Here is a 21,627-nt window from a genome sequence, read left to right as displayed (position 1 = left end):
GTGATGTTGACGTTGACAGACATTGAACAAGCGCGGATGAAAATGAAAGGCGTTGTTCATGAAACGCCGCTTGAACATTCGCAAACGTTCAGCCGGCTGTCCGGCAATGATGTATATATGAAACTTGAAAACTTGCAAAAAACAGGTTCGTTTAAAGTAAGAGGGTCATTCAATAAAATTATGTCGTTGACCGACGAAGAGCGAGCGCGCGGCGTTATCGCCGCCTCAGCCGGCAATCACGCCCAAGGGGTCGCCTATGCAAGCGGCATGCTTGGCATTCCGTGCACGATCGTCATGCCGAAAGGGGCGCCGCTCAGCAAAATTGAGGCGACGAAAAGCTACGGAGCGGAAGTCGTGCTATATGGCGATGTGTTTGATGAGTCGCTCGAGCATGCGCTTGAGCTGCAGCGCGAACGGGCGATGACGTTTGTGCATCCGTTTGATGACTTGGCTGTCATGGCCGGCCAAGGGACGATCGGCTTGGAGTTGATGGAACAGCTTCCCGATGTCGACGTCGTCCTTTGCCCTGTCGGCGGCGGTGGGCTGCTGGCCGGGCTGGCTTTCACCTTAAAACAGCTAAAACCGTCGGTCGAAGTATACGGCGTCGAATCGTCAGCTTGCCCTGGCATGACGGCCGCTTTGCGCCATAAACAGCCGGTGGCCATCGCCGCGTCGGAAACGATTGCGGATGGCATCGCGGTGAAAAAGCCGGGCAACATTACGTACCAATACATTGAGCAATATGTCGATGGCGTCGTTTGCGTTGAGGAAGCGGAAATTTCGCGGACGATGCTGTATTTGTTGGAACGGAACAAGCTGTTGGTCGAAGGAGCGGCGGCTTGCCCGCTGGCGGCGCTGTTGTATCAAAAGCTCCCGTTTCGCGGCAAAAAGGTCGCTGCCGTGTTGAGCGGCGGCAACGTCGATGTGACGCTCATTTCCCGCATCATTGAGCGAGGGCTTGTCGAAGCCGGCCGGTTTGTGACGTTTACGACCGTCATTTCCGACAAGCCGGGCCAGTTGAACAAACTGCTCCGCATCATCGCCGAGCTTGAGGCGAACGTCATGTCGATCCACCATCAGCGCATCGGCGCTAAAGTGCTGCCGGGCCAGGCGGAAATTCATTTTTCGCTCGAGACGAAAAATGAAGACCATATCCAGCAAATTTACCAAGTGTTGCTGAAAGAAGGGTATGACGTTCAATTTTACCGATAAGCGGCGACTGGAAAATGTTTTTTCGTCTAAGAGGCTGCAGTTCAGCTCCTTCTCCCTTCCTTTTTTCCTGCTTTTTTTGATAAGCTAAAAGTAAACGAGTGGCGGAATGGGGTGGGATGGTGGCCAATATTCCCGATCCGGAAAAAACGTATACGTATGACGATTGGAAAACGTGGGAAGGACGTTGGGAGCTGATTGGCGGGAAAGCATACAACATGACGCCTGCTCCGTCTTCTCGGCATCAATTTGTGGTTGGCGAATTGTATTTTGCGCTGCGCCGCTTTTTCCAAAATCAGCGCTGCTTTGTCTTTATGGCTCCATTTGATGTTTTTCTTAGTGAACAAGGAGCGTATGAGACGCCTGACGACATTGTGCAACCGGATATAGCTGTTATTTGTGACCAAAAACAAATCACCGATAAAGGGTGCTTCGGACCGACTGCACTTGTTGTGGAAGTGTTGTCGCCATCAACGGCTTTAAAAGATTACAGCGAAAAGTTTTATGCGTACGAGCATTATAGAGTGAACGAGTATTGAATTGTCGACACGTTCAACCAAATGCTGCATGTCTATTCGCTGCGGGATGGCTCCTATGAACGCATCGCCACGTACGGAGCCAATGACGAGGGTGCGCTCTGTGCAATTTAAAGGGTTGGCGATTCCGCTCGCGCCCATTTTTTCATGGCAACAGCTTGAAGAACGATGATGAAGCGGCAGAACAATGGTATGAAGTTCATATGGAACTTCTAGCTCGAAACGATCAGCGCCTTTGCCCATCTCTTTCGTGACGGGCAAAGGCTTTTTTTGTCAATGCACGCGCGGCGCATCTTGCGGCCTCGTCGCGCCGAGGCCTTCGCGGGCCATTTTCGCTTTCAAGCTTTCAAATACGTACAAGCCAAACATGCCAAGCAGCTCTTCATCCGTCATCTCATTGATCAGCTTGAGCACATCGCGGCGGTCAAGCTCGTCTAAAATCGACATCGCCACCGCTTCGGCGTCTTCTTCATCTCCGGTCAGTCGATCTTTGTAGTATTCGTACAGCTCGTCAATAAACTTCATCGGCATAGTCGCCTCGCTTTTTTGAGAGCGGGCTTCCTCCTTTCTTTGCAGTTGGCCGATGCGGACTGGCGGCATCGGCAGTCTCTCACTTTGGCGCCACAAATGCCATTGGCAGCAGTGATTATTCATAGTATAATGAAAAAAATATCATCCGAAAAGCGGGGGAGCTCCATGATTCGCCGGTTAACGGCCGAAGACCACCAACAAGTATTTTCGTTTTTGCGGCAAGATCCGTCGTTCAACTTATTTATCATCGGCGATATTGAGTCGTTTGGCTATGACGCCGATTTCCAGGATGTTTGGGGGCAGTTTGACGATGCCGGCTCGTTGAAGGCGGTGCTGCTTCGCTATTACGATTCCTTCATTCCGTACGCGCCTGACGATTTTGATGCCGATGGCGTTGCCCGTCTCATCCGCGAGACAGCCCGCTCATCGTCCATCCAGCTGTCCGGCAAGGCGGAAATTGCCAAGCAGTTCGAAGGGCGGCTGCCGCTCGGGCGGAAACGGACGCTTTACTTTTGCGAATGCCAAACGGATGAATATGCCCGTCAAGAAAACGGATCTTTTGCCGTCAAACAAGCCGGATTGGCGGATGTCGACCGGATTCTTGACTTGCGGCGCCGCATTCCCGAATTTGAGACGAGGCCGTCGTCCCGCGATATGCTGGTGAAAGGGATGGAAACAAATTCAGCAAGAACGTATTATATTGAACAAGACGGCCGGATGGTAGCAACGGCATCGACATCGGCGGAAAATTCGCTGTCGGCGATGATCGTCGGCGTCTGCACGGATCAGGAGCACCGAGGGAAAGGGTATGCGAGCGCCATTGTGGCGAAGCTCGTTTGCGATTTGCTTGCTGAAGGGAAGATGCCTTGCCTGTTTTACGACAACCCGGACGCCGGCCGCATCTACCGCCGCCTTGGTTTTCGCGATATCGGGCTGTGGGCGATGTATGGGTAGAAGCAGTCTATCGCAACACTAGCGCCGCGCTGGCCGCCATGCTGATGCAAAAGGGGCTTGCTTCGTTGTGGAAGCAAGCCTTGCTCTTATTGCCCGTCCGCGCCGTTTGGCGTGACGCGGCGAATGTGCTGATCGCCGTGCTCCCGCATCGCTTTTGCCTTGTCGTTGACGAGTTGTTTTTGATCGATGAGCGGAGACGGTGTTTGTTTTTTGTTGGCCATATGGATCACTTCAATGGGGAAGATTTGGCGCGCTGAATGAACATGTCCGCATCTTCGATGAGCCCGCAGACGCCGCATTGGACGCGGTAGCTCGGACCGCGGTACGGAAGATGGAACGGTTCAAGCGCGTCGTTTGTATATTCCTGTTCAATCTCGCCGGTGTACGGGTCGATCTTCACTGCGCGCGGATGCTGCTCGATGAGGTGAAACCGCGTCCGGTTCGTTTTGCAGCTTGGGCATAACATCGGTTCCAACAGAAGCCACCTCCGATCATTATTTTTTGGAAAAACGGCCGCTATTATGTATGATTTGTATGTCCGCAGCGGTTTATATCAGGCAAGAGCCGGCCGGGGAGAAGCGCCAGACGGTGCATGTTAAAATCCCCCCTCGTTTTTTCAGGCAGCAGAACAGTTTTTATTGACAATGCTGCCAGCAATCGAGTATCTTAATGGATAAGAGAAATATTCCTTTTTTTCTGAAAATGCTATACGATCAACGACGAAGGAGATCATTATGGCTGACAAACCGCTTAGAGACCGCATTATCGATGCTGCTCTTCACTTATTCGAAAAATATGGCTACCACGGCGTGACGGTCGATCGCATCGTCGCCGAAAGCGGTACGTCGAAAGGCGGTTTTTACCATAATTTCAAATCGAAAGATGAGTTGCTTTACCATATTCATGACGTTTTTATTACCTACGCGCTTACGAAAGCACAGGAAGCGTATGAAAGCTTTTCGACGCCGACTGAGCGCTTGTATGCCATCGTTCAGTCGTTTGTCAAAGTGTTTCACTTGTACAAACCGCACATCACCGTATTTTACCAAGAGAGCACGTACTTAAAACCGGAATACGCGGAGCCGATCAATGAAAAGCGTGAGGAATTTAAACAAATCATTTTCCGCGTCATCCGCGAAGGGATCGAGGCCGGGGAGTTTCGTCCGGAGTTATCGGTGGAGATCGCCGGTATGTCGATCATCGGCATGGTGAACTGGACGTATAAATGGTACAATCCGGACGGTCCGTTGTCCATCGAGGAAATTGCAGCGTATTTCGCTGATTTCATTTTGCACGCGGTGCTTCGCCAAACGGAACATGCGGCGGCCATGCGGTTTTTGTTGCGGCCGGCCGCCGAATAAGCGGTTTGCTGTTCACAGACCAACCAGTCGGTCTTGGATATCGGATTATTTATGACGGTTGGAAACCGACTGGTCGGTTTTAGTATAAATCATTTTTTAAACGGGGGAGAGGGAGAACATGGACTTTTCGTTGACAAAAGAACAACAAATGATTAAAGAGATGGTTCGCGACTTCGCCGAGAAGGAAATTGCCCCTTACGCGGCGAAATGGGATGAAGAGGCGCATTTTCCGCTGGATGTCTTCCGCAAAATGGGCGAACTCGGGCTGTTAGGCTTGCCGTTTCCGGAAAAATACGGCGGCGCTGGGGGCGATACGATTTCGTATGCCATTGCCGTTGAAGAAATCGGCCGCGCCTGCGGCGGCACCGGGTTAAGCTATGCGGCCGCTGTGTCGCTCGGAGCGAGCCCGATCTACTACTTCGGGACAGAGGAACAAAAACAAAAATGGCTCGTGCCGATGGCGAAAGGAGAGACGCTTGGCGCTTTTGGGCTCACGGAGCCGAACGCCGGGTCCGATGCCGGCGGCACGCGCACAACCGCGGTGCTCGATGGCGATGAGTATGTCATCAACGGCGAAAAATGCTGGATCACGAACGCCCAATACGCGCGGCAAGTCATTGTCACCGCCGTCACGGGCAAAGATGCGCGCGGCAAAAACATCATCACCGCTCTCATCGTGCCAACTGACTCCCCAGGATTTACGATCCGTTCGAATTACGACAAGATGGGTGTCCGCGCGTCCAATACGTGCGAGCTTGTTTTCGAGAACGTCCGCGTGCCGAAAGAAAACGTCTTAGGCGACCCGCAAAAAGGGTTTAAACAGTTTTTGTACACGCTTGATGGCGGCCGCATTTCCATCGCTGCTTTAGCCGTCGGCATCGCCCAAGCGGCGTTTGAGAAAGCGCTTCAATATGCGAAAGAACGCGTTCAGTTTGGCCAACCGATTTCTAAGTTTCAAGCGATCCAGTTTAAACTCGCCGATATGGCGATGGAAATTGAGCTCGCCCGCAATATGGTGTACAAGGCGGCTTGGTTGAAAGACCAAGGGAAACCGTTTACAAAAGAAGCGTCGTTCGCCAAATTGTTCGCATCGGAAATGGGGTTCCGCGTCTGCAACCAAGCGATTCAAATTCACGGCGGCTACGGCTATATGAAAGAGTATGGCGTTGAGCGCCATTTGCGGGACGTCAAGCTCATGGAAATCGGCGAGGGCACATCGGAAATCCAACGGCTCGTCATCGCCCGCCAACTCGGATGCTAAAAGCGGAAATGCCTGCATATCCATAACAATGAATTCGGACAAAGGGGAGGAAACGGCCGATGTTGACGGTGACTGTGGGGAAATTGTTGGAAGAGCGAGCCAAGCAATATGCGGATCACGAGGCGGTCGTGTATGCCGACCGTGGATTGCGTCTGACGTATCGGCAGTTTAACGATTATTGCCGCCTCGTTGCGCGCGGGTTGATGCGGCTTGGCATCGAAAAAGGGGAGCATGTCGCCATTTGGGCGACGAACGTTCCGGAATGGATCGCCTGCCAGTTTGCGACCGGCAAAATGGGAGCCGTCCTCGTGACGGTCAATACGAACTACCGGGCGGCGGAGCTTGAGTATTTGCTTAAGCAATCGGATTCGACGACGCTCTTTTTGATCGAGCAATATCGCGATTCGTCATACATCGATATTTTGTACGAAATCGTTCCCGAGTTGCGTACATCGGCGCCCGGACAGCTGCAATCCAAACGGCTGCCAAAGCTGAAAAACGTAATCTTTCTAGGCGACAAACGATACCCGGGCATGTTCACATGGAACGACATCTTGGCGATGGCGCAAGACGTATCGGAAGAAGAACTCGATGAACGGATGGAGAGCCTCGACCCGCACGATGTCATCAACATGCAATACACATCGGGGACGACTGGATTCCCGAAAGGGGTCATGCTGACGCATTACAACATTGTCAACAACGCCCACCAAGTGGCGCAATGCATGGGACTTGGCGAAGGCGATCGATTGTGCATTCCGGTGCCGTTTTTCCATTGCTTCGGCTGCGTCATGAGCACGCTTGCATGTGTGACGGTCGGCGCGACGATGGTGCCGGTTGTCGAGTTCCATCCGAAGCGGGTGCTCGAGACGGTGGAAGCGGAACAGTGCACGGCGCTTCATGGCGTGCCGACGATGTTTATCGCTGAGCTCAATGATCCAGATTTCGCCAAATACAATTTATCGTCGCTGCGCACGGGCATTATGGCCGGCTCTCCCTGCCCGGTCGAAGTGATGAAGGCGGTCATCGAGAAAATGGGCATGACGGATATTACGATCGCCTACGGGCAGACCGAGGCGTCGCCAGTCATCACGCAAACGCGCACCGACGATCCGCTGGAGCTGCGCGTTGAGACGGTCGGCCGGGCGCTGCCGGGTGTCGAGGTGAAAATTGTGGAGCCGGGCACGAACAAGGAAGTGCCCCGGGGAGTGCAAGGCGAGTTGTGCACGCGCGGCTACCATGTCATGAAAGGCTATTACAACAACCCCGAAGCGACGAAGGAAGCGATCGATGAAGACGGCTGGCTGCATACCGGCGATTTGGCGACGATGGATGAAAGCGGTTACTGCCGCATCACCGGTCGGTTGAAAGATATGATCATCCGCGGCGGGGAGAACATTTATCCGCGTGAAATCGAAGAGTTTTTGTACAAACATCCGAAAATTTTGGATGTGCAAGTCGTCGGCGTGCCGGATGAGGTATACGGCGAAGAAGTGATGGCGTGGATCATCTTAAAAGACGGCGAAACGGCGACCGCCGAGGAAATTCGCGAGTTTTGCCGCGGCAACATTTCCCGGCATAAAATCCCGCGATATATCGAATTTACCGACTCATACCCGATGACAGCGTCTGGAAAAATTCAGAAATTCAAATTACGGGAAATGGCAAAACAGCGACTCGGTTTAACAACCTAACCCGCCGCGCCGGACGGACGAACCGTCCGGCGCCGGCACCTGCACTTTTCAGAAAGGGTGAGATGATGTTTTCGAAAGTGTTGATTGCCAACCGCGGCGAAATCGCCGTCCGCGTCATCCGCACGTGCCAACGCCTTGGCATTCAAACGGTTGCCGTTTATTCCGAAGCGGACGCCGATTCGCTCCATGTTGCGCTCGCGGATGAAGCGCATTTGATCGGCAAGCCGCGTGTTGCCGAAAGCTATTTGAATATCGAGAAAATCATCGAGGTCGCGAAAGCAGCTAAAGCGGAGGCGATCCATCCCGGTTACGGGCTGCTCTCGGAAAACCCGTCATTTGCCCGCCGCTGCGAGGAAGAAGGAATCGTCTTCATCGGTCCAAAGGCTGACGTCATTGCGGCGATGGGCAGCAAAATCGAAGCGCGGCGGACGATGGAAAAAGCTGGAGTGCCGATCGTCCCGGGCGTCTCCTTTGCGCTTGATAGCGCCGATGAAGCGGCCAAAGCGGCGGCTTCGATCGGGTATCCGGTCATGCTCAAAGCATCCGCCGGCGGCGGCGGCATCGGCATGCATATCGCTCGCGACGAAGCGGAGCTGCGCCAAGCGTTTGAAGGGAGCCAAAAGCGGGCCGCTTCATTTTTCGGCGACGGGACGATGTACATTGAAAAATATATTGAACGTCCACGCCATATTGAAATTCAGCTCCTTGCCGACCAAAACGGCCACTGCGTCTACTTATGGGAGCGTGAATGCTCAATCCAGCGCCGCCACCAAAAAGTGGTCGAAGAGGCGCCGTCGCCGTTTTTAGATGAAGAGACGCGGCGGAAGATGGGGGAAGCGGCCGTGCGGGCTGCACGTTATATCGGCTATGCGAATGCCGGTACAATTGAATTTCTCGTCGATGAACAGAAAAACTTTTATTTTCTTGAGATGAACACCCGGCTGCAAGTCGAGCACCCGGTGACCGAAGAAATCACCGGCATCGACATCGTCGAAGAGCAGCTGCGCATTGCCGCCGGCGAGCCGCTTCGTTATCAGCAAGAGGACATCCGCCGCGATGGGCACGCCATTGAAGTGCGCATTTATGCTGAAGACCCGAACACGTTTTATCCGTCTCCCGGCCGCATCACCGCGTTTTCCGCCCCGCAAGGCGAAGGGATTCGCCATGAAACGGCGGTCCAAGGCGGCATCACGGTCACGCCGTTTTATGATCCGATGATCGCGAAGTTGATCGCGAAAGGACCGGATCGGCAAACGGCGATTGAACGCTTGCTCGAAGCGCTTCGAGACTATCGCGTTGAAGGGATTAAAACGAACATTCCGCTGCTGGAAGCTGTATTGTCCCATCCGGCGTTTCAAGCAGGGGATACGACGACCGATTTCCTTTCGAAACATTGGAAACCAATAAAAACGAAATGAATGGGGGAAGAAACGATGAACCAAGTGACTGCAACGATGGCGGGAAGCGTCTGGAAAATCGTCGTCGCCGTCGGTGACCGTGTGGAAGAAGGGCAAGATGTCATCATTTTGGAATCGATGAAAATGGAGATTCCGATCGCCGCGGAAACGTCCGGCGTCGTGAAGCACATCCACGTGCAGGAAGGAGATTTCGTGAACGAAGGCGACGTGCTTGTCGAGATTGAGTAAAAGGGGGAGCAGAGCATGAGCCGATGGCCGGCGAACGTGACGATCAAAGAAGTTGGCCCGCGCGATGGCCTGCAAAACGAAGCAACGCCGATCGCGACCGCCGATAAAATCGCCTGGATCAACCTATTGTCAGAAACTGGGTTGTCGTACATTGAGGTGACCTCCTTCGTCCATCCGAAATGGATTCCGCAGCTTGCGGACGCCGCCGAAGTCGCAGCCGGTATCCGCCGAAAAGCCGGCGTCACATATGCGGCGCTCGTCCCAAACGAAAAGGGGCTTGAGCGGGCGCTTGCCGCCGGAGTCGATGAAGTCGGCGTCTTTATGTCAGCGAGCGAAACGCACAACCAAAAAAACATTAACAAATCGATCGCCGCGACGTTTCCCGTGCTTGAAGATGTTGTGAAAACGGCGAAGCAAGCAGGAAAAACCGTACGTGGGTACGTCTCGACCGTATTTGGCTGTCCGTATGAAGGGCGCATTTCCGTCGATCAAGTGCTGATGGTGGCGGACCGGTTGTTTGCGATGGGAGTCGATGAACTGTCGCTCGGCGATACGATCGGCGTAGCGACGCCCAAACAAGTCGAAGAGGTGCTCGCTATCGTGCTCCGCCGTTTTCCGGCTGCTCGGATCGCCATGCATTTCCATGACACGAGAGGAACGGCGCTTGCCAATATTTTAGTGTCGATGGAAATGGGAATTACGACGTTCGACAGCTCGCTTGGCGGCCTTGGCGGCTGCCCGTACGCCCCCGGAGCGTCGGGAAACGTCGCCACCGATGATTTAGTGTATATGTTGCACGGCATGGGGATTGAAACCGGCATCAATGTCGAGCGGTTGACGAAAGCGGCTTTGTTTATCCGCGACAAAATCGACCGCCCGCTTCCGAGCCGCTACTTGCAAACTGTTTCATCATAAAAGGGGAGGAAGAAAACGTGGGAACGCTCGTATCGTTTGAAACACAAGAAAATGGCATCGCGATTGTGACATTAAACCGCCCGGAAGCGGCCAACGCGCTGTCAAGAGCGCTTCTTTTAGAGCTCGGCGCGCTCTTGCAAGAGATCAAATTTCGAAAAGATGTGCGCGTCGTCATTTTGACTGGGGCGGGAGAAAAAGTGTTTTGCGCCGGCGCTGATTTGAAAGAGCGGGCGGGGATGAATGAAACGGAAGTGCGGCAGGCCGTCGCCTTAATCAGCAAAACGATCAACGAGGTCGAGAAAGTGCCGCAGCCGGTCATCGCCGCTTTAAACGGTTCGGCGTTTGGCGGCGGGTTGGAGCTCGCCTTGGCATGCGACATCCGGTTTGCCGCCGACGATATCCAGCTTGGGCTGACGGAAACGTCGCTCGGCATCATTCCGGGAGCGGGAGGAACGCAACGGCTGCCGCGTCTTGTGGGCATCGGAAAGGCGAAAGAATTGATTTTTGCCGCGAAGCGCATCACTGCCAAAGAGGCGGAGCGAATCGGCCTCGTTGAATATGCTGTGCCGCGCGCCGAGTTGATGGAGCGAGCGCTTCGCCTCGCGCGGCAAATCGCCGAAAACGCGCCGATTGCCGTCCGCCAGGCGAAACGGGCGGTGCAAAGCGTATTCAACGTCGATTTGGAGACCGGCCTGGCGATTGAACAGCTCGCCTATGAGGCGACAATTCCGACGAAAGACCGGCTGGAAGGATTGCAGGCGTTTAAAGAAAAACGGAAGCCGGTGTATAAAGGCGAGTAAGCCGTTTGGACGAGACGAGGCGCACGTTTCTGAATGGAAGCGGCTGTGCGGGCGAAGCGCTGTGCCGAAGCAGCATTTGTGAGGCAACAAAAAGCCGCGTCCAACGGCTCGCTGCGGCGTCCGTTTCTATCGAACACGTGAGATCAGCATGGCAAGACCGATCAAAACAAGGGGGAGGCAAACAAGGGATGAAGGAAACAGCCAATCAACAAGACACGCTAGTGGCGGAGCTGGAGAAAAGGGCGGCCGACATCAAAAAAGGTGGAGCGCCGAAATATCATGAAAAAAACGCCGCCCAAGGGAAATTATTTGTTCGCGAGCGGCTGAACTTATTGCTCGATAACGGCCTGGAAGTGGAAGACGGACTGTTTGCCAACTGTTTGGCGGGCGATTTGCCGGCTGATGGGGTTGTGACTGGCATCGGCAAAATCAATGGCCGCACCGTCTGCGTGATGGCGAACGATTCGACTGTCAAAGCCGGATCGTGGGGGGCGCGCACGGTCGAAAAAATCATCCGCATTCAAGAGACAGCGGAAAAACTGCGCTGCCCACTCATTTATTTGGTTGACTCGGCCGGCGCCCGCATCACCGACCAAATTGAAATGTTTCCCGGCCGGCGCGGGGCGGGGCGTATCTTTTACAATGAAGTGAAGCTGTCCGGCAAAGTGCCGCAAGTGTGCTTATTGTTCGGTCCATCAGCGGCCGGCGGCGCCTACATTCCGGCATTTTGCGACATCGTCATCATGGTCGAAGGCAATGCATCGATGTACTTAGGTTCGCCGCGCATGGCAGAAATGGTGATCGGCGAAAAAGTGACGCTCGAAGAGATGGGCGGCGCCCGCATGCATTGCACCGTCTCCGGCTGCGGCGACGTGCTCGTGAAAACTGAAGAAGAAGCGATTGCCTATGCGCGCCGTTATTTATCGTATTTTCCGTCCAATTACAGCGAAAAGCCGCCAGTTGCCGAAGCGAAGCCGCCGAAATCGTTTGACAAAACGATCGAGGACATTTTGCCGGTCAACCAAAATGCGCCGTTCAATATGTATGATTTGATTGAGCGGATCATTGACGAAGGATCGTTTTGTGAAATCAAAAAATTGTTTGCGCCGGAAATCATCACCGGACTGGCGCGTCTTGCCGGCCAGCCGATCGGCATTATCGCCAATCAGCCGCGCGTCAAAGGCGGCGTATTGTTCCATGACTCGGCCGATAAAGCGGCGAAATTCATCACCCTCTGCGATGCGTTCCATATCCCGCTTTTGTTTTTGGCCGACGTCCCTGGCTTTATGATCGGCACGAAAGTCGAGCGGGCTGGCATCATCCGCCATGGGGCGAAAATGATCGCTGCGATGTCGGAAGCGACGGTGCCGAAAATCTCGGTCATCGTTCGCAAAGCGTACGGCGCCGGACTATACGCCATGGCCGGACCTGCGTTTGAACCGGACTGCTGCTTGGCGCTTCCGAACGCGCAAATCGCCGTCATGGGGCCGGAAGCGGCCGTCAATGCCGTTTACGCCAACAAAATCGCCGAGCTGCCGCCGGAAGAGCGGGCGGCGTTTGTCGAGCAAAAACGCGAGGAATATCGGCGCGACATCGATATTTACCGCCTTGCCTCCGAGCTTGTCATCGATGGGATCGTCGCGCCGAACGACTTGCGCAGTGAACTCATCCGGCGGTTTGAGGCCTATATGTCCAAGTATATGGTCTTTTCCGAGCGGAAGCATGGGGTGTATCCGGTTTGAAAAAATGGATGGCTGTCCCTCTTGCCAAGGCGCAGAACATCATGTATCATAATAATCACCAATCCGCTGCTGCGTTGTGCGTTGTAGAATGAAGTTTCAACCGATGGCAATAGAAAGGGAGTTCTACATCGAAGCGGGAATGTCATGCCTCAATTTTCGCCATGGAGGACGGCAGGAACGCTTCTGCGAACACCCACCTGGTGGAGTGTGGTTGAGAAACTGCATTCAGCCGACGGCAACCGCGGCGCGGATTCTCGAATTTTACACCAAAAAGGCGTCCAAATGGGCGCCTTTTTCATTTGCCGCCGGCGGCGCATGTTTCGTAAAAAAAAAAACGAAACAATATAGTTGATTTTCCCTGTTTGCATGCTATAATCATATTTCGTGTAGAAATAATTCGTATTGAAACTATTCGAATGAGAATGATGTAAGGAGGGGGGATGAATGGAAGGAATCAGCCGGGACATTATGTACGCCGTCTTCCGGACGCAAAAGGCGCTGTACCGTCTCATCCGCGAGGATGCCGCCCGCGTCGGGATTACGGAAGTGCAGCTGATCGTCTTATACACGCTGCTGAAAAAAGAGCATATTCGCCTGAACGACTTGGCGGAAAAATTAAACTTAAGCAACAGCAACGTCAGCGGCACAGTCGACCGGCTCGTTGGCGCCGGTCTTGTCGTCCGCGAGCCGTCGAAGCAAGACCGGCGCGCGGTCATTTTAAGTTTGACGGAAAAGGGAAAAGAGACGGTGTTTGAAGCGTTTGGCGAACAGTCGGTGCTGCGCCGTCGGCTTCGCCGCATCCAAGAACTTGTCTCTCCTGAAGACATTGAACAATTTTTGCGGCTTCATGAAAAAATCAAAACGATTTTGCTTGGGGAGGAATAGACAGTGAACGTGAAACGTTTGCTTGCATTGAACATCATCGTGCTTATTTTGCTTGTCGGCGGAGGATTTGCCGCCTACTACTACGTCAATGAAGCGACGAACTACATTAAAACGGACAACGCCCGCATCGACGGCCAGGTCATCTCCGTTGCTGCGCCGCTGTCCGGAAAACTGACGTCTTGGCGGGGCGACACGGGAAAAACCTTCTCAGCCGGGGAAGAAATCGGCGAGGTGTTTGACGGCAAAACGACGGTGCCGGTGACGGTGCCGCATCGGATGACGATCGTGCAGCAAAACGCAGTCAAGGACTCGTTTGTCGCCGCGGGGATGCCGCTGGCCCGCGGGTTTGATTTGAACGATTTGTGGGTGACGGCGAATATTGAAGAGACGGATATTGAAGACGTCAAAGTTGGGCAAGATGTTGACATTTATGTCGATGCGTATCCGGACCGGAAATTCAGCGGCAAAGTCGAAAAGATTGGCAATGCGACAGCGAATACGTTCAGCCTGTTGCCAAGCTCCAATGCGACCGGCAACTACACGAAAGTCACTCAAGTCATTCCGGTGACGATTTCGATTGACAATTACAGCGGAACCGGACTTGTACCGGGCATGAACGTCACCGTCCGCATCCATAAGTAGGTGATGGAAGATGACAACATTTGTCATTGGTTATATTGTGTTTGCCGTTTTGGTTTTGGCGGCGGTCAACATCGCGCTGCGCCGCCGCAAGCCGGCTTCAGCCGCAGGGAAGGCGGCGGATGAAGCGGCGGAAGCCAACGCTCAACCGTTAGCGGAAACGAAAGCAGAGCCGTCGACAGGAACGGATGGGCGTCCGGCCGCTCCGGCCGGTCAAGGCGGCCTTGGGGATATCGGCAGCCGCGGCAAGGTTGTGGCGACGGTCATGCTGGGCGCGTTTGTCGCCATTTTGAATCAAACGTTGATCAACGTCGCCTTGCCGCATATGATGCAAGATTTCAACGTGGAAACGTCGACGATTCAATGGCTCGTGACCGGCTATATGCTCGTCAACGGGGTGCTCATCCCGATCAGCCCGTTTTTAATCGCCAAGTTTCCAGCGAAACGGTTGTTTTTATCGGGCATGTCGTTTTTCGCCATCGGCGCGTTTGTCTGCTCGATCGCTCCGTCGTTTGCCGTCATGCTCACAGGGCGGCTGACGCAAGCGGTCGGGGCCGGCATTATTATGCAGCTGATGATGGTCATTATGTTGTCGATTTTCCCGCCGGAACGCCGCGGGGTGGCCATGGGAACGGTCGGAATCGCCATGATGTTTGCGCCGGCGGTCGGGCCGACGCTGTCTGGCTGGATCGTTGAACATTATACATGGCGGCTGTTGTTTTACGTCGTGTTGCCGATCGCGATTTTAGACATTGTGCTTGCCTCCGTCTGGCTGAAACATACGCCGCGTAAAGGCAATCCAGTGCTGGACGTGCAAGGGGCGGTCTACTCCACGATCGGGTTTGGCGGCGTTCTGTATGGCTTCAGCGAGGCCGGAAGCAAAGGATGGGGCGAGACGGAAGTGGTTGTTTCGCTTGTCATCGGCGCCTTGTTCCTCATCATGTTCACATGGCGTTCGCTGCGCTCGGAGCATCCGGTGCTCAATTTCCGTGTGTTCCGCTACCCAGTGTTTACGTTGGCGACCGTCATCGGTTCGGTCATTAACATGGCGATGTTTGCCGCCATGGTCTTGCTTCCGGTGTATTTGCAAAACTTGCGCGGCTTTACGCCGCTCGATGCCGGTTTGCTGTTGCTGCCGGGGGCGATTGTGATGGCGGTCATGTCGCCGATCTCTGGTTGGGTGTTTGACCGCATCGGCGCGCGGATGCTCGCTATTGTCGGTTTGATCATCACCGCTGTGACGACATGGGAGTTCAGCAAGCTGACACTTGACACCCCGTATAGCCATTTAATTTGGCTTTACATTTTCCGCATGTTCGGCATGTCGATGCTCGGAATGCCGATTATGACCGAAGGGTTAAACGCCTTGCCGCGCCATTTGTACAGCCACGGCACGGCGATGTCGAATACGATTCGTCAAGTGGCTGCTTCGCTCGGGACGGCGTTCTTGGTGACGATCATGTCCAACCGGACGAAATTCCATGTGGAAGCTTATCGCAATGAAATGACGGAAAACAATCCGTTGTTCATGAGCCTTGTCGGCCAACTGAAACAGGCCATCCCAAGTGATGAGGCGATCGCTCAGCTGTTGTATGGACTTGTGCAGCAACGGTCAACGGTCGAGGGGATCAACGACGCCTTTTTCGTCGCTACTGGCTTAACGGTGGTGGCGCTCGTCATGGCGTTTTTCTTAAAAGGAAAAAAGCAGAAATCGCCATCGGCGTAAACAAGGGAAGCGGCGCACACGGCCGCTTCTTTTTTGTTTTGAGCCATGGAAAAGAGACGAAAACGGGCGGCCGGCTGCGAATCGTATAATCGTGACGAAGAGACAGGGGGGAACATTGTGGAGGCGCAAAGCAGGCAGCAAATGAGACAAACAAGACGAAGACGGTGTTGGCTGCAGGCGCTCGTTGTCGCCGCCTTGGCTTTGGCCGCCGTTGTTGCTGCGCTCGAGTGGGCGATTGATCGACAAAACATTGCCGCCTTGGAAACACCGTTGCCGGCAGCGACAATCATTTATGATGAACACGGCCGCATCGCGAGCAAGCTCGCGGCGGCAAACATCGAAGAAGTGCCGATCGACAGGGTGCCCAACTATTTTCTTGAGGCCATCGTCGCGACGGAAGACCGCCGCTTTTACGAGCATGATGGCGTCGATTATTATGGGCTTTTGCGCGCGATGTGGCGCAACATTCGCGCCGGGGCGTGGGTCGAGGGCGGCAGCACGATCACTCAACAGCTGGCGAAAAACGTCTTTTTAACGAATGAAAAAACGTTGACACGCAAATGGAAGGAATGGTTGATCGCACAAAAAATTGAGCGCACGTACAGCAAACAAGAAATTTTAGAAATGTACATCAATCGCATTTATTTCGGTGCGGGGGCGTGGGGGGTGGCCAGCGCGGCGAAAACGTACTTTGGCAAAGACGTTTCTGAGTTGACGCTAAGCGAATCCGCCATGTTGGCTGGTCTCATCAAAGCACCGTCCGCTTTATCGCCGGTCCGTCATTACGATAAGGCGGTCGCCCGGCGCAATGTCGTCTTGTCGCTCATGAAAGAACAAGGCTATATCGATGATCAAGAGTGGATCGCCGCGAAAAACGAGCACATTGCCATTCAACAGGAACCAAAACGCGACCCGTATGCCGGAAAATATCCGTACTACGTCGATGAACTAATCCACGAAGCGATTGCACAATACGGCCTGACGCAAAGCGATGTCCTTTCCGGGGGGCTCCGCATTTACACGGAGCTTGACCCGAACATGCAACAAGCGCTTGAAGCCGTGTATGCGAATGATTCGCTGTTTCCATCAAGCCCGGACGGTGTGCCTGTCCAAAGCGGAGCAGTGCTGCTCGACCCGAAAACGGGCGGGGTGAAGGCGCTTGTCGGCGGCCGCGGCCGCCATGTGTTCCGCGGTTTCAATCGCGCCACAGAGCTCAGGCGTCAACCGGGGTCAACGCTCAAGCCGCTCGCCGTGTACACGCCGGCGCTCGAACAAGGGTACGGGCCGTTTTCGCTGCTCAAAGACGAGCCGCTTAATCTCGGCGGCTACCGCCCGCAAAACTACGACCACACGCACCGCGGCACGGTGACGATGTATGAGGCGATCATCCATTCGCTCAATGTGCCGGCCGTCTGGCTGTTAAACGAAATCGGCCTTGACAAAGGGATGGAGGCGCTGCACCGGTTTGGTTTGCCGTTGGAAAAAGAGGACCGCCAGCTCGGCATCGCGCTCGGCGGCATGTCCCGCGGCGTCTCGCCGCTCGAGATGGCGGAAGCGTACGCCGTATTCGCCAATGACGGCGTCCGTTTGGACGGCCATCTCATTACAAAAATCGTTGATGCTTACGGCCGCAAGGTAGCGGAGTGGAAGCCGCGGCGAACGGTTGTCACGTCCAAGAAAGTGGCGCAGCAAATGACGTTTTTGCTCGAAGGCGTCATCCGCGAAGGGACCGGGAAGCGCGCTGCCATCCCGGGGCGGGAGCTTGCGGGCAAAACCGGGTCGACCGAAATGACGATCCCCGGCATCGACGGGGTGAAAGACCAATGGATGGTCGGCTATACGCCGCAGCTGGTCGGTGCGCTTTGGCTCGGCTATGACCGGCCGGACGAAACACATTATTTGACGACGACGAGCGGGGAAACGGCGGCCATCATTTTCCGCCATATGATGGAAAAAGCGCTGGCCGACGAGCCTGTCGTCCGCTTCTCGCTGCCGCTTGTGAAACAAGCGGAACGAGAACACAAAAAACGTGAGCCAAAGGCGCCTGAATCCGTGCCGCCAAAGGTGAAGGAAAAACCGCGTACGCCCGGCCATGAAAAAGGAAAAAACAAAAAAGAGAAAAAAGAAAAAAAGCACGGAAAAGGGCATGGCGGCAAGCATGAATAAGCTGTTGCCAAAGGCGTTCTTATCCCCTGTTTAGGCGCATATATATAAAGACAAGCCGCACGAAAAAGGAGGGGGAGCGCCCATGGCGCATTTCGGCTCGAAAGGATGGCTTGTGGCTGAGTTGAAAAAGGCGGGCATCGCCCGTCATCCGGTTGGACGGAAAAAAATTGAAACGTACAAGGCGGCGGAGCTGTACGGGCTGTACCGAAAATATGTGCAGAAAACATGCTGAACCGGATGAAGCGATCCGGCTTCTTTTTTGGGGTACAATAGTTATAAGGAAAGGCCGTGAAGCCTTGATATGTCAACATTTCTAGTGGGAGGAGGGAGGGCGCGCCTCTTTGGCCAGGAAAGCGATGAAGAAAAAACGGTTTACTGTAGCGGAAGGGGAAACGATCGCCGCCTGTTTAGCGCGAATGAAACAGGAAGGCTACCGCCCTGTCCGCCGCATCGAGCAGCCGATTTTCCGCGAAGTGGAAACGAACGGCGAAACGATGGTTGAGCCGTGCGGGCGCATCATCGAATTTGAGGGTGTGCGCGATGAGCCATAACGGGCGGTTGTTGGCTCCACCTTAGGCTGAAGGCGCGGCCGCAGATTCGACGGGCTCTGGTTATAGGGGCAAGAGAATTCATCAAAAAATTGCGAAGGAAGTTCTTTTCCCAACGATCGCCGCCTATACAAAGCGGGGAGATCGGCCAGCCAAAAAAACCGGAAAGGGAGTTCCTTCCCGGTCTAGCTGTGCGGCCATTCGCGCGTTTTTTTCGCGTCTCGATGGCCGCCGGTCGGGTTGCCGCTTGATGCTTCGTAGCCGACTTGGTACACATAGTGCTTCGGGGCGTGTATGACGTTGTCCATTCGGTATTGGTCCAGATCGTCTTGAAATTGCCGTTTGCTTTCTTGCTCATCCATCATTGGTACCCCCTTGTGGATATGGACTGCTGCGTTTATAGGGTGCGTCATCAAGGCGTGTTTTACTCAAAAGCCGTGGATCGTCATGCCGCCATCGACGAATAGCGTTTGGCCGGTTATATAGCTTGACGCATCGGAGGCGAGGAACACAGCCGGGCCGACGAGCTCAGGCAGCTCGCCAATCCGCTTGAGCGGCGTGACGGCCAAAATGTCGTTCACATACGCTTCGTCCTCAAGCAGCGTTTTGGTGAGCGGCGTCCGGAAATACCATGGGCCGATCGCGTTGACGCGTATGCCGTAGCGCCCCCACTCAAACGCCAGCACTTTCGTCATTTGGATGAGCGCCGCTTTTGTCGCCGCATACACAACCCCGGTGCGCAAGGCGACATGGCCGGCGACGGAAGCGATGTTGATGATGTTTCCGCCTTGCTTTTGTTCTTTCATGACGCGACCGGCTTCTTGTGAGACGAGAAACGCCGACTTTAAGTTGGTGTTCATAATCGTTTCCCACTCATGATCCGTCACATCCAAAGCCGGGGTGCGGATGTTCATGCCAGCGTTGTTGACAACGATATCAAGTGATCCGGCTTGTTGTTTGACATTGGCGACGGCGTCATGCACGGCTTTCCGGTCGATGACATCAAGCGGATATATGTACGCTTTCCGGCCGAACTGTTCGATATGGCTTGCCGTTTCTTGCAAATCAGCTTCCGTGCGGGCGATGAGCGCCACATCGGCCCCGGCTTCAGCGAACCCGATCGCGATCGCCCGGCCGATGCCGCGTCCGGCTCCCGTCACTAACGCCGTTTTTCCGTCCAAGCGAAACGAAGGCAAAAACATCGAAATCTCCCCTTTCAGAATCGTCGGTACATCCTCATGATAGCATGATCCCCTGTTGCAGCCAATCATTGGCATCGCTGTTTGGCAGGAAGCGGGAATTCCAAGTTGCAGCCGGCGCGCCGTCCCGCTACAATAAAAAAGAGAACACCATCTAGATAAGGGGATGACGCCATGATTCATCACACATGGGCGACCCGGCCGACGATCAAAAAAGTAAAGTGCGTTCACACGAACGCGGAAAAGTACATGGTCAGCAATGTGTTGACGCCGGGCAAAGTATATGAAGTGAAAAGCGAAACGGACGAGTTTTATTTTGTCATCGACAACAGCGGAAAAGTCGGCGGGTTTTACAAAGATTATTTTGAGGAAGTCAAATGATCGCGCCAATCACCAAGAAAAAACGGATGTCCAAAACAGGGCATCCGTTTTTTCGTTCAGCCGACGGCGCTTTGTTCTGCCGTCGGCGGCCGCACCCGGCTTGCCGGCAGCGTGATCGTCAACGTCGTCCCTTTTTGTACGGTGCTTTCGATCGTCCACGTTCCTCCCATTTGTTCGATGATTTTGACGGCGACCATCGCACCAAGCCCGGTGCCTTTTTCTTTTGTGCTGAAGTATGGCTCGCCGAAGCGGCGCACTTGTTCTTTCGTCATGCCAACGCCGTTGTCGGAAATGGTGATGACGACTGATGTTCCCCGGTTCTCGGCCGCAACATGGAGCGTGCCGCCGTTTGGCATTGCCTCAATGCTGTTTTTCAACAAGTTGAGAAAACACTGTTGGAAATATTGTGCGTTTCCGATGACAACGCCATGTTCGAGGGAAGAGGATACATGGATCGAATGCATATGCGCCATTGGCGTAATCATTTGCAGCACTTTCTGAAGCTGGGTGGCGACATCAATCGGCTCGGTCTCTTTTGGCGCCGGTTTGGCAAACGTCAAATAGTCGCGGATGATGGCTTCCGCCCGCTCGAGTTCCTCTAAGGCGATGCGAATGTACCGCTCTTCGGTTTCGCGCGGCAGCCGACCAGTTTGCAGCAGCTGGATGAATCCTTTGACGACGGTGAGCGGGTTGCGGATTTCATGGGAAATGCTGGCTGCCATTTGGCTGACGATCTGCATTTTTTCCATCTTCATCAGCTCTGCCCGAGCGAGCTGCGCCTCATGAAGCGTCTCCATCAAATAGACAGCGAACATCATGACAAACGGCGGCATGAGAAGAAAATACACGATATACGGTCTTGTCACTGGAAAATCAGCGACGATGATGGCCGCAAACGTCGTAAGCACTGCGAGCAAAAACGTCAGCCAAAGCGACATAACGAGCTTGCTTGGCCGCGGCAGCTTGCGAAACAGCGGCGAAGCGGCCGCCGCTATGGCAAACATGATGGCGTAAACGATCAACGTGAGCGGCTGAAATCCGTACAAAACGGTGCGTGCCAGCATCAAGACAACAAACAGCACCGCCCCGACCGCGCCGCCGCCATACAATGTCCCAAGCAAAAACGGAATTTGCCGGAAATCATGGACGCACAGCGGATCAATGTAAATCGGAAATTTCATGCACAAAACGGCCGCCAACGCCAAACAAGCCCCAAGCAGCGCCTGGCCATAGAGCGGGCGCTGCCGGATCGCTCGACTATGGTCATAAATAAAGGAAAAGGCAAAGATAGTGACTAAAATATAAAATAAGTTGTTTAGGACGTGCTGGTTAATGTATAAACCCGCCATACAAAAAATCTCCTAATTAAATGAACATCATCGTTTTCCATTATAACTCGGAAAAGGTTGAAAGAAAAATAGATTTGTTGCTTAG

General features: G+C 54.1%; 24 protein-coding genes and 1 other RNA gene. 19 read left to right on the top strand and 6 right to left on the bottom strand.

The window, feature by feature from the left end; all coding sequences use genetic code 11:
• Positions 1 to 3 precede the first annotated feature (3 nt).
• Positions 4 to 1,212, top strand: a complete 1,209-nt coding sequence (gene ilvA / locus GJ1_RS05050) for a threonine ammonia-lyase (RefSeq protein WP_066229332.1) — start codon at positions 4 to 6, stop codon at positions 1,210 to 1,212.
• 119 nt (positions 1,213 to 1,331) lie between these two features.
• Positions 1,332 to 1,748, top strand: coding sequence for a Uma2 family endonuclease (locus GJ1_RS05045; RefSeq protein ID WP_306302405.1), 417 nt, complete (start codon positions 1,332 to 1,334; stop codon positions 1,746 to 1,748).
• 270 nt (positions 1,749 to 2,018) lie between these two features.
• Here GJ1_RS05045 and GJ1_RS05040 read toward each other — a convergent pair whose 3' ends face one another.
• Entirely contained in the window at positions 2,019 to 2,276 is a 258-nt protein-coding gene (locus tag GJ1_RS05040; RefSeq protein WP_083509946.1) for a DUF6154 family protein, read from the bottom strand.
• A 165-nt stretch (positions 2,277 to 2,441) separates the two neighbouring features.
• Between GJ1_RS05040 and GJ1_RS05035 the strand changes: the two genes are divergently transcribed.
• Positions 2,442 to 3,230 carry a GNAT family N-acetyltransferase gene (locus GJ1_RS05035; RefSeq protein ID WP_066229329.1) on the top strand — a complete coding sequence of 263 codons (789 nt, stop codon included), beginning with the start codon at positions 2,442 to 2,444 and terminating at the stop codon, positions 3,228 to 3,230.
• Between the two features lie 86 nt (positions 3,231 to 3,316).
• Here GJ1_RS05035 and GJ1_RS19235 read toward each other — a convergent pair whose 3' ends face one another.
• Both GJ1_RS19235 and GJ1_RS05030 read right to left on the bottom strand, forming a co-directional pair.
• Positions 3,317 to 3,451 carry a hypothetical protein gene (locus GJ1_RS19235; protein ID WP_281176913.1) on the bottom strand — a complete coding sequence of 45 codons (135 nt, stop codon included), beginning with the start codon at positions 3,449 to 3,451 and terminating at the stop codon, positions 3,317 to 3,319.
• A gap of 5 nt (positions 3,452 to 3,456) precedes the next feature.
• Positions 3,457 to 3,705, bottom strand: a complete 249-nt coding sequence (locus tag GJ1_RS05030) for a DNA alkylation repair protein (protein WP_066229326.1) — start codon at positions 3,703 to 3,705, stop codon at positions 3,457 to 3,459.
• Between the two features lie 259 nt (positions 3,706 to 3,964).
• Here GJ1_RS05030 and GJ1_RS05025 point away from each other — a divergent pair, with 259 nt between their 5' ends.
• From GJ1_RS05025 to GJ1_RS04960, 15 genes are all read left to right on the top strand, one after another.
• Entirely contained in the window at positions 3,965 to 4,591 is a 627-nt protein-coding gene (locus GJ1_RS05025) for a TetR/AcrR family transcriptional regulator (protein ID WP_066229321.1), read from the top strand.
• Between the two features lie 118 nt (positions 4,592 to 4,709).
• Positions 4,710 to 5,852, top strand: a complete 1,143-nt coding sequence (locus tag GJ1_RS05020) for an acyl-CoA dehydrogenase (RefSeq protein WP_066229319.1) — start codon at positions 4,710 to 4,712, stop codon at positions 5,850 to 5,852.
• A 59-nt stretch (positions 5,853 to 5,911) separates the two neighbouring features.
• The gene (locus GJ1_RS05015) at positions 5,912 to 7,546 is read left to right on the top strand and encodes an AMP-binding protein (RefSeq protein WP_066229316.1); all 1,635 of its coding nucleotides are present in this window, start codon (positions 5,912 to 5,914) and stop codon (positions 7,544 to 7,546) included.
• 65 nt (positions 7,547 to 7,611) lie between these two features.
• Positions 7,612 to 8,964 (top strand): acetyl-CoA carboxylase biotin carboxylase subunit, encoded by a 1,353-nt coding sequence (accC, locus tag GJ1_RS05010; protein WP_066229314.1) that lies wholly within the window; start codon positions 7,612 to 7,614, stop codon positions 8,962 to 8,964.
• A gap of 15 nt (positions 8,965 to 8,979) precedes the next feature.
• Positions 8,980 to 9,192, top strand: a complete 213-nt coding sequence (locus GJ1_RS18985) for an acetyl-CoA carboxylase biotin carboxyl carrier protein subunit (protein ID WP_066229311.1) — start codon at positions 8,980 to 8,982, stop codon at positions 9,190 to 9,192.
• 15 nt (positions 9,193 to 9,207) lie between these two features.
• Positions 9,208 to 10,107: a hydroxymethylglutaryl-CoA lyase gene (locus GJ1_RS05000; protein WP_066229308.1), complete on the top strand. Its 900-nt coding sequence runs from the start codon at positions 9,208 to 9,210 to the stop codon at positions 10,105 to 10,107.
• A 17-nt stretch (positions 10,108 to 10,124) separates the two neighbouring features.
• A complete protein-coding gene (locus GJ1_RS04995; RefSeq protein ID WP_066229306.1) occupies positions 10,125 to 10,907 on the top strand; it encodes an enoyl-CoA hydratase in 783 nt (260 codons plus the stop codon).
• Positions 10,908 to 11,095: 188 nt separating this feature from the next.
• Positions 11,096 to 12,649, top strand: coding sequence for an acyl-CoA carboxylase subunit beta (locus tag GJ1_RS04990; RefSeq protein ID WP_066229303.1), 1,554 nt, complete (start codon positions 11,096 to 11,098; stop codon positions 12,647 to 12,649).
• Between the two features lie 62 nt (positions 12,650 to 12,711).
• Positions 12,712 to 12,901: non-coding RNA, 6S RNA (ssrS, locus tag GJ1_RS04985), on the top strand.
• 192 nt (positions 12,902 to 13,093) lie between these two features.
• The gene (locus GJ1_RS04980) at positions 13,094 to 13,534 is read left to right on the top strand and encodes a MarR family winged helix-turn-helix transcriptional regulator (RefSeq protein WP_066229300.1); all 441 of its coding nucleotides are present in this window, start codon (positions 13,094 to 13,096) and stop codon (positions 13,532 to 13,534) included.
• Between the two features lie 3 nt (positions 13,535 to 13,537).
• Positions 13,538 to 14,176 carry an HlyD family secretion protein gene (locus tag GJ1_RS04975; protein ID WP_066229297.1) on the top strand — a complete coding sequence of 213 codons (639 nt, stop codon included), beginning with the start codon at positions 13,538 to 13,540 and terminating at the stop codon, positions 14,174 to 14,176.
• Positions 14,177 to 14,186: 10 nt separating this feature from the next.
• Positions 14,187 to 15,899, top strand: coding sequence for a DHA2 family efflux MFS transporter permease subunit (locus GJ1_RS04970; protein WP_066229292.1), 1,713 nt, complete (start codon positions 14,187 to 14,189; stop codon positions 15,897 to 15,899).
• A 141-nt stretch (positions 15,900 to 16,040) separates the two neighbouring features.
• Positions 16,041 to 18,065: a transglycosylase domain-containing protein gene (locus tag GJ1_RS04965; RefSeq protein WP_231584426.1), complete on the top strand. Its 2,025-nt coding sequence runs from the start codon at positions 16,041 to 16,043 to the stop codon at positions 18,063 to 18,065.
• Between the two features lie 82 nt (positions 18,066 to 18,147).
• Positions 18,148 to 18,297 (top strand): YflJ family protein, encoded by a 150-nt coding sequence (locus GJ1_RS17655; protein ID WP_011231104.1) that lies wholly within the window; start codon positions 18,148 to 18,150, stop codon positions 18,295 to 18,297.
• A gap of 124 nt (positions 18,298 to 18,421) precedes the next feature.
• Positions 18,422 to 18,616: an NETI motif-containing protein gene (locus GJ1_RS04960; protein ID WP_015374752.1), complete on the top strand. Its 195-nt coding sequence runs from the start codon at positions 18,422 to 18,424 to the stop codon at positions 18,614 to 18,616.
• Positions 18,617 to 18,798: 182 nt separating this feature from the next.
• Here the strand turns inward: GJ1_RS04960 and GJ1_RS04955 are convergent, their stop codons facing one another.
• On the bottom strand, positions 18,799 to 18,975 hold the full coding sequence (locus GJ1_RS04955) for a hypothetical protein (RefSeq protein ID WP_173400022.1): 177 nt from the start codon (positions 18,973 to 18,975) through the stop codon (positions 18,799 to 18,801).
• Between the two features lie 66 nt (positions 18,976 to 19,041).
• A complete protein-coding gene (locus GJ1_RS04950) occupies positions 19,042 to 19,815 on the bottom strand; it encodes an SDR family NAD(P)-dependent oxidoreductase (protein ID WP_011231107.1) in 774 nt (257 codons plus the stop codon).
• 171 nt (positions 19,816 to 19,986) lie between these two features.
• Between GJ1_RS04950 and GJ1_RS04945 the strand changes: the two genes are divergently transcribed.
• Entirely contained in the window at positions 19,987 to 20,193 is a 207-nt protein-coding gene (locus GJ1_RS04945) for a DUF6501 family protein (protein ID WP_011231108.1), read from the top strand.
• 56 nt (positions 20,194 to 20,249) lie between these two features.
• Here GJ1_RS04945 and GJ1_RS04940 read toward each other — a convergent pair whose 3' ends face one another.
• Positions 20,250 to 21,542 (bottom strand): sensor histidine kinase, encoded by a 1,293-nt coding sequence (locus GJ1_RS04940; RefSeq protein ID WP_066229289.1) that lies wholly within the window; start codon positions 21,540 to 21,542, stop codon positions 20,250 to 20,252.
• Between the last annotated feature and the right edge of the window lie 85 nt (positions 21,543 to 21,627).

It is taken from the genome of Geobacillus jurassicus NBRC 107829, from assembly GCF_001544315.1.
GTDB classification, from domain to species: Bacteria; Bacillota; Bacilli; order Bacillales; family Anoxybacillaceae; genus Geobacillus; species Geobacillus jurassicus.
Note: the sequence above shows the minus strand (reverse complement) of the source record. Positions and strands in the feature narration are given on the sequence as shown.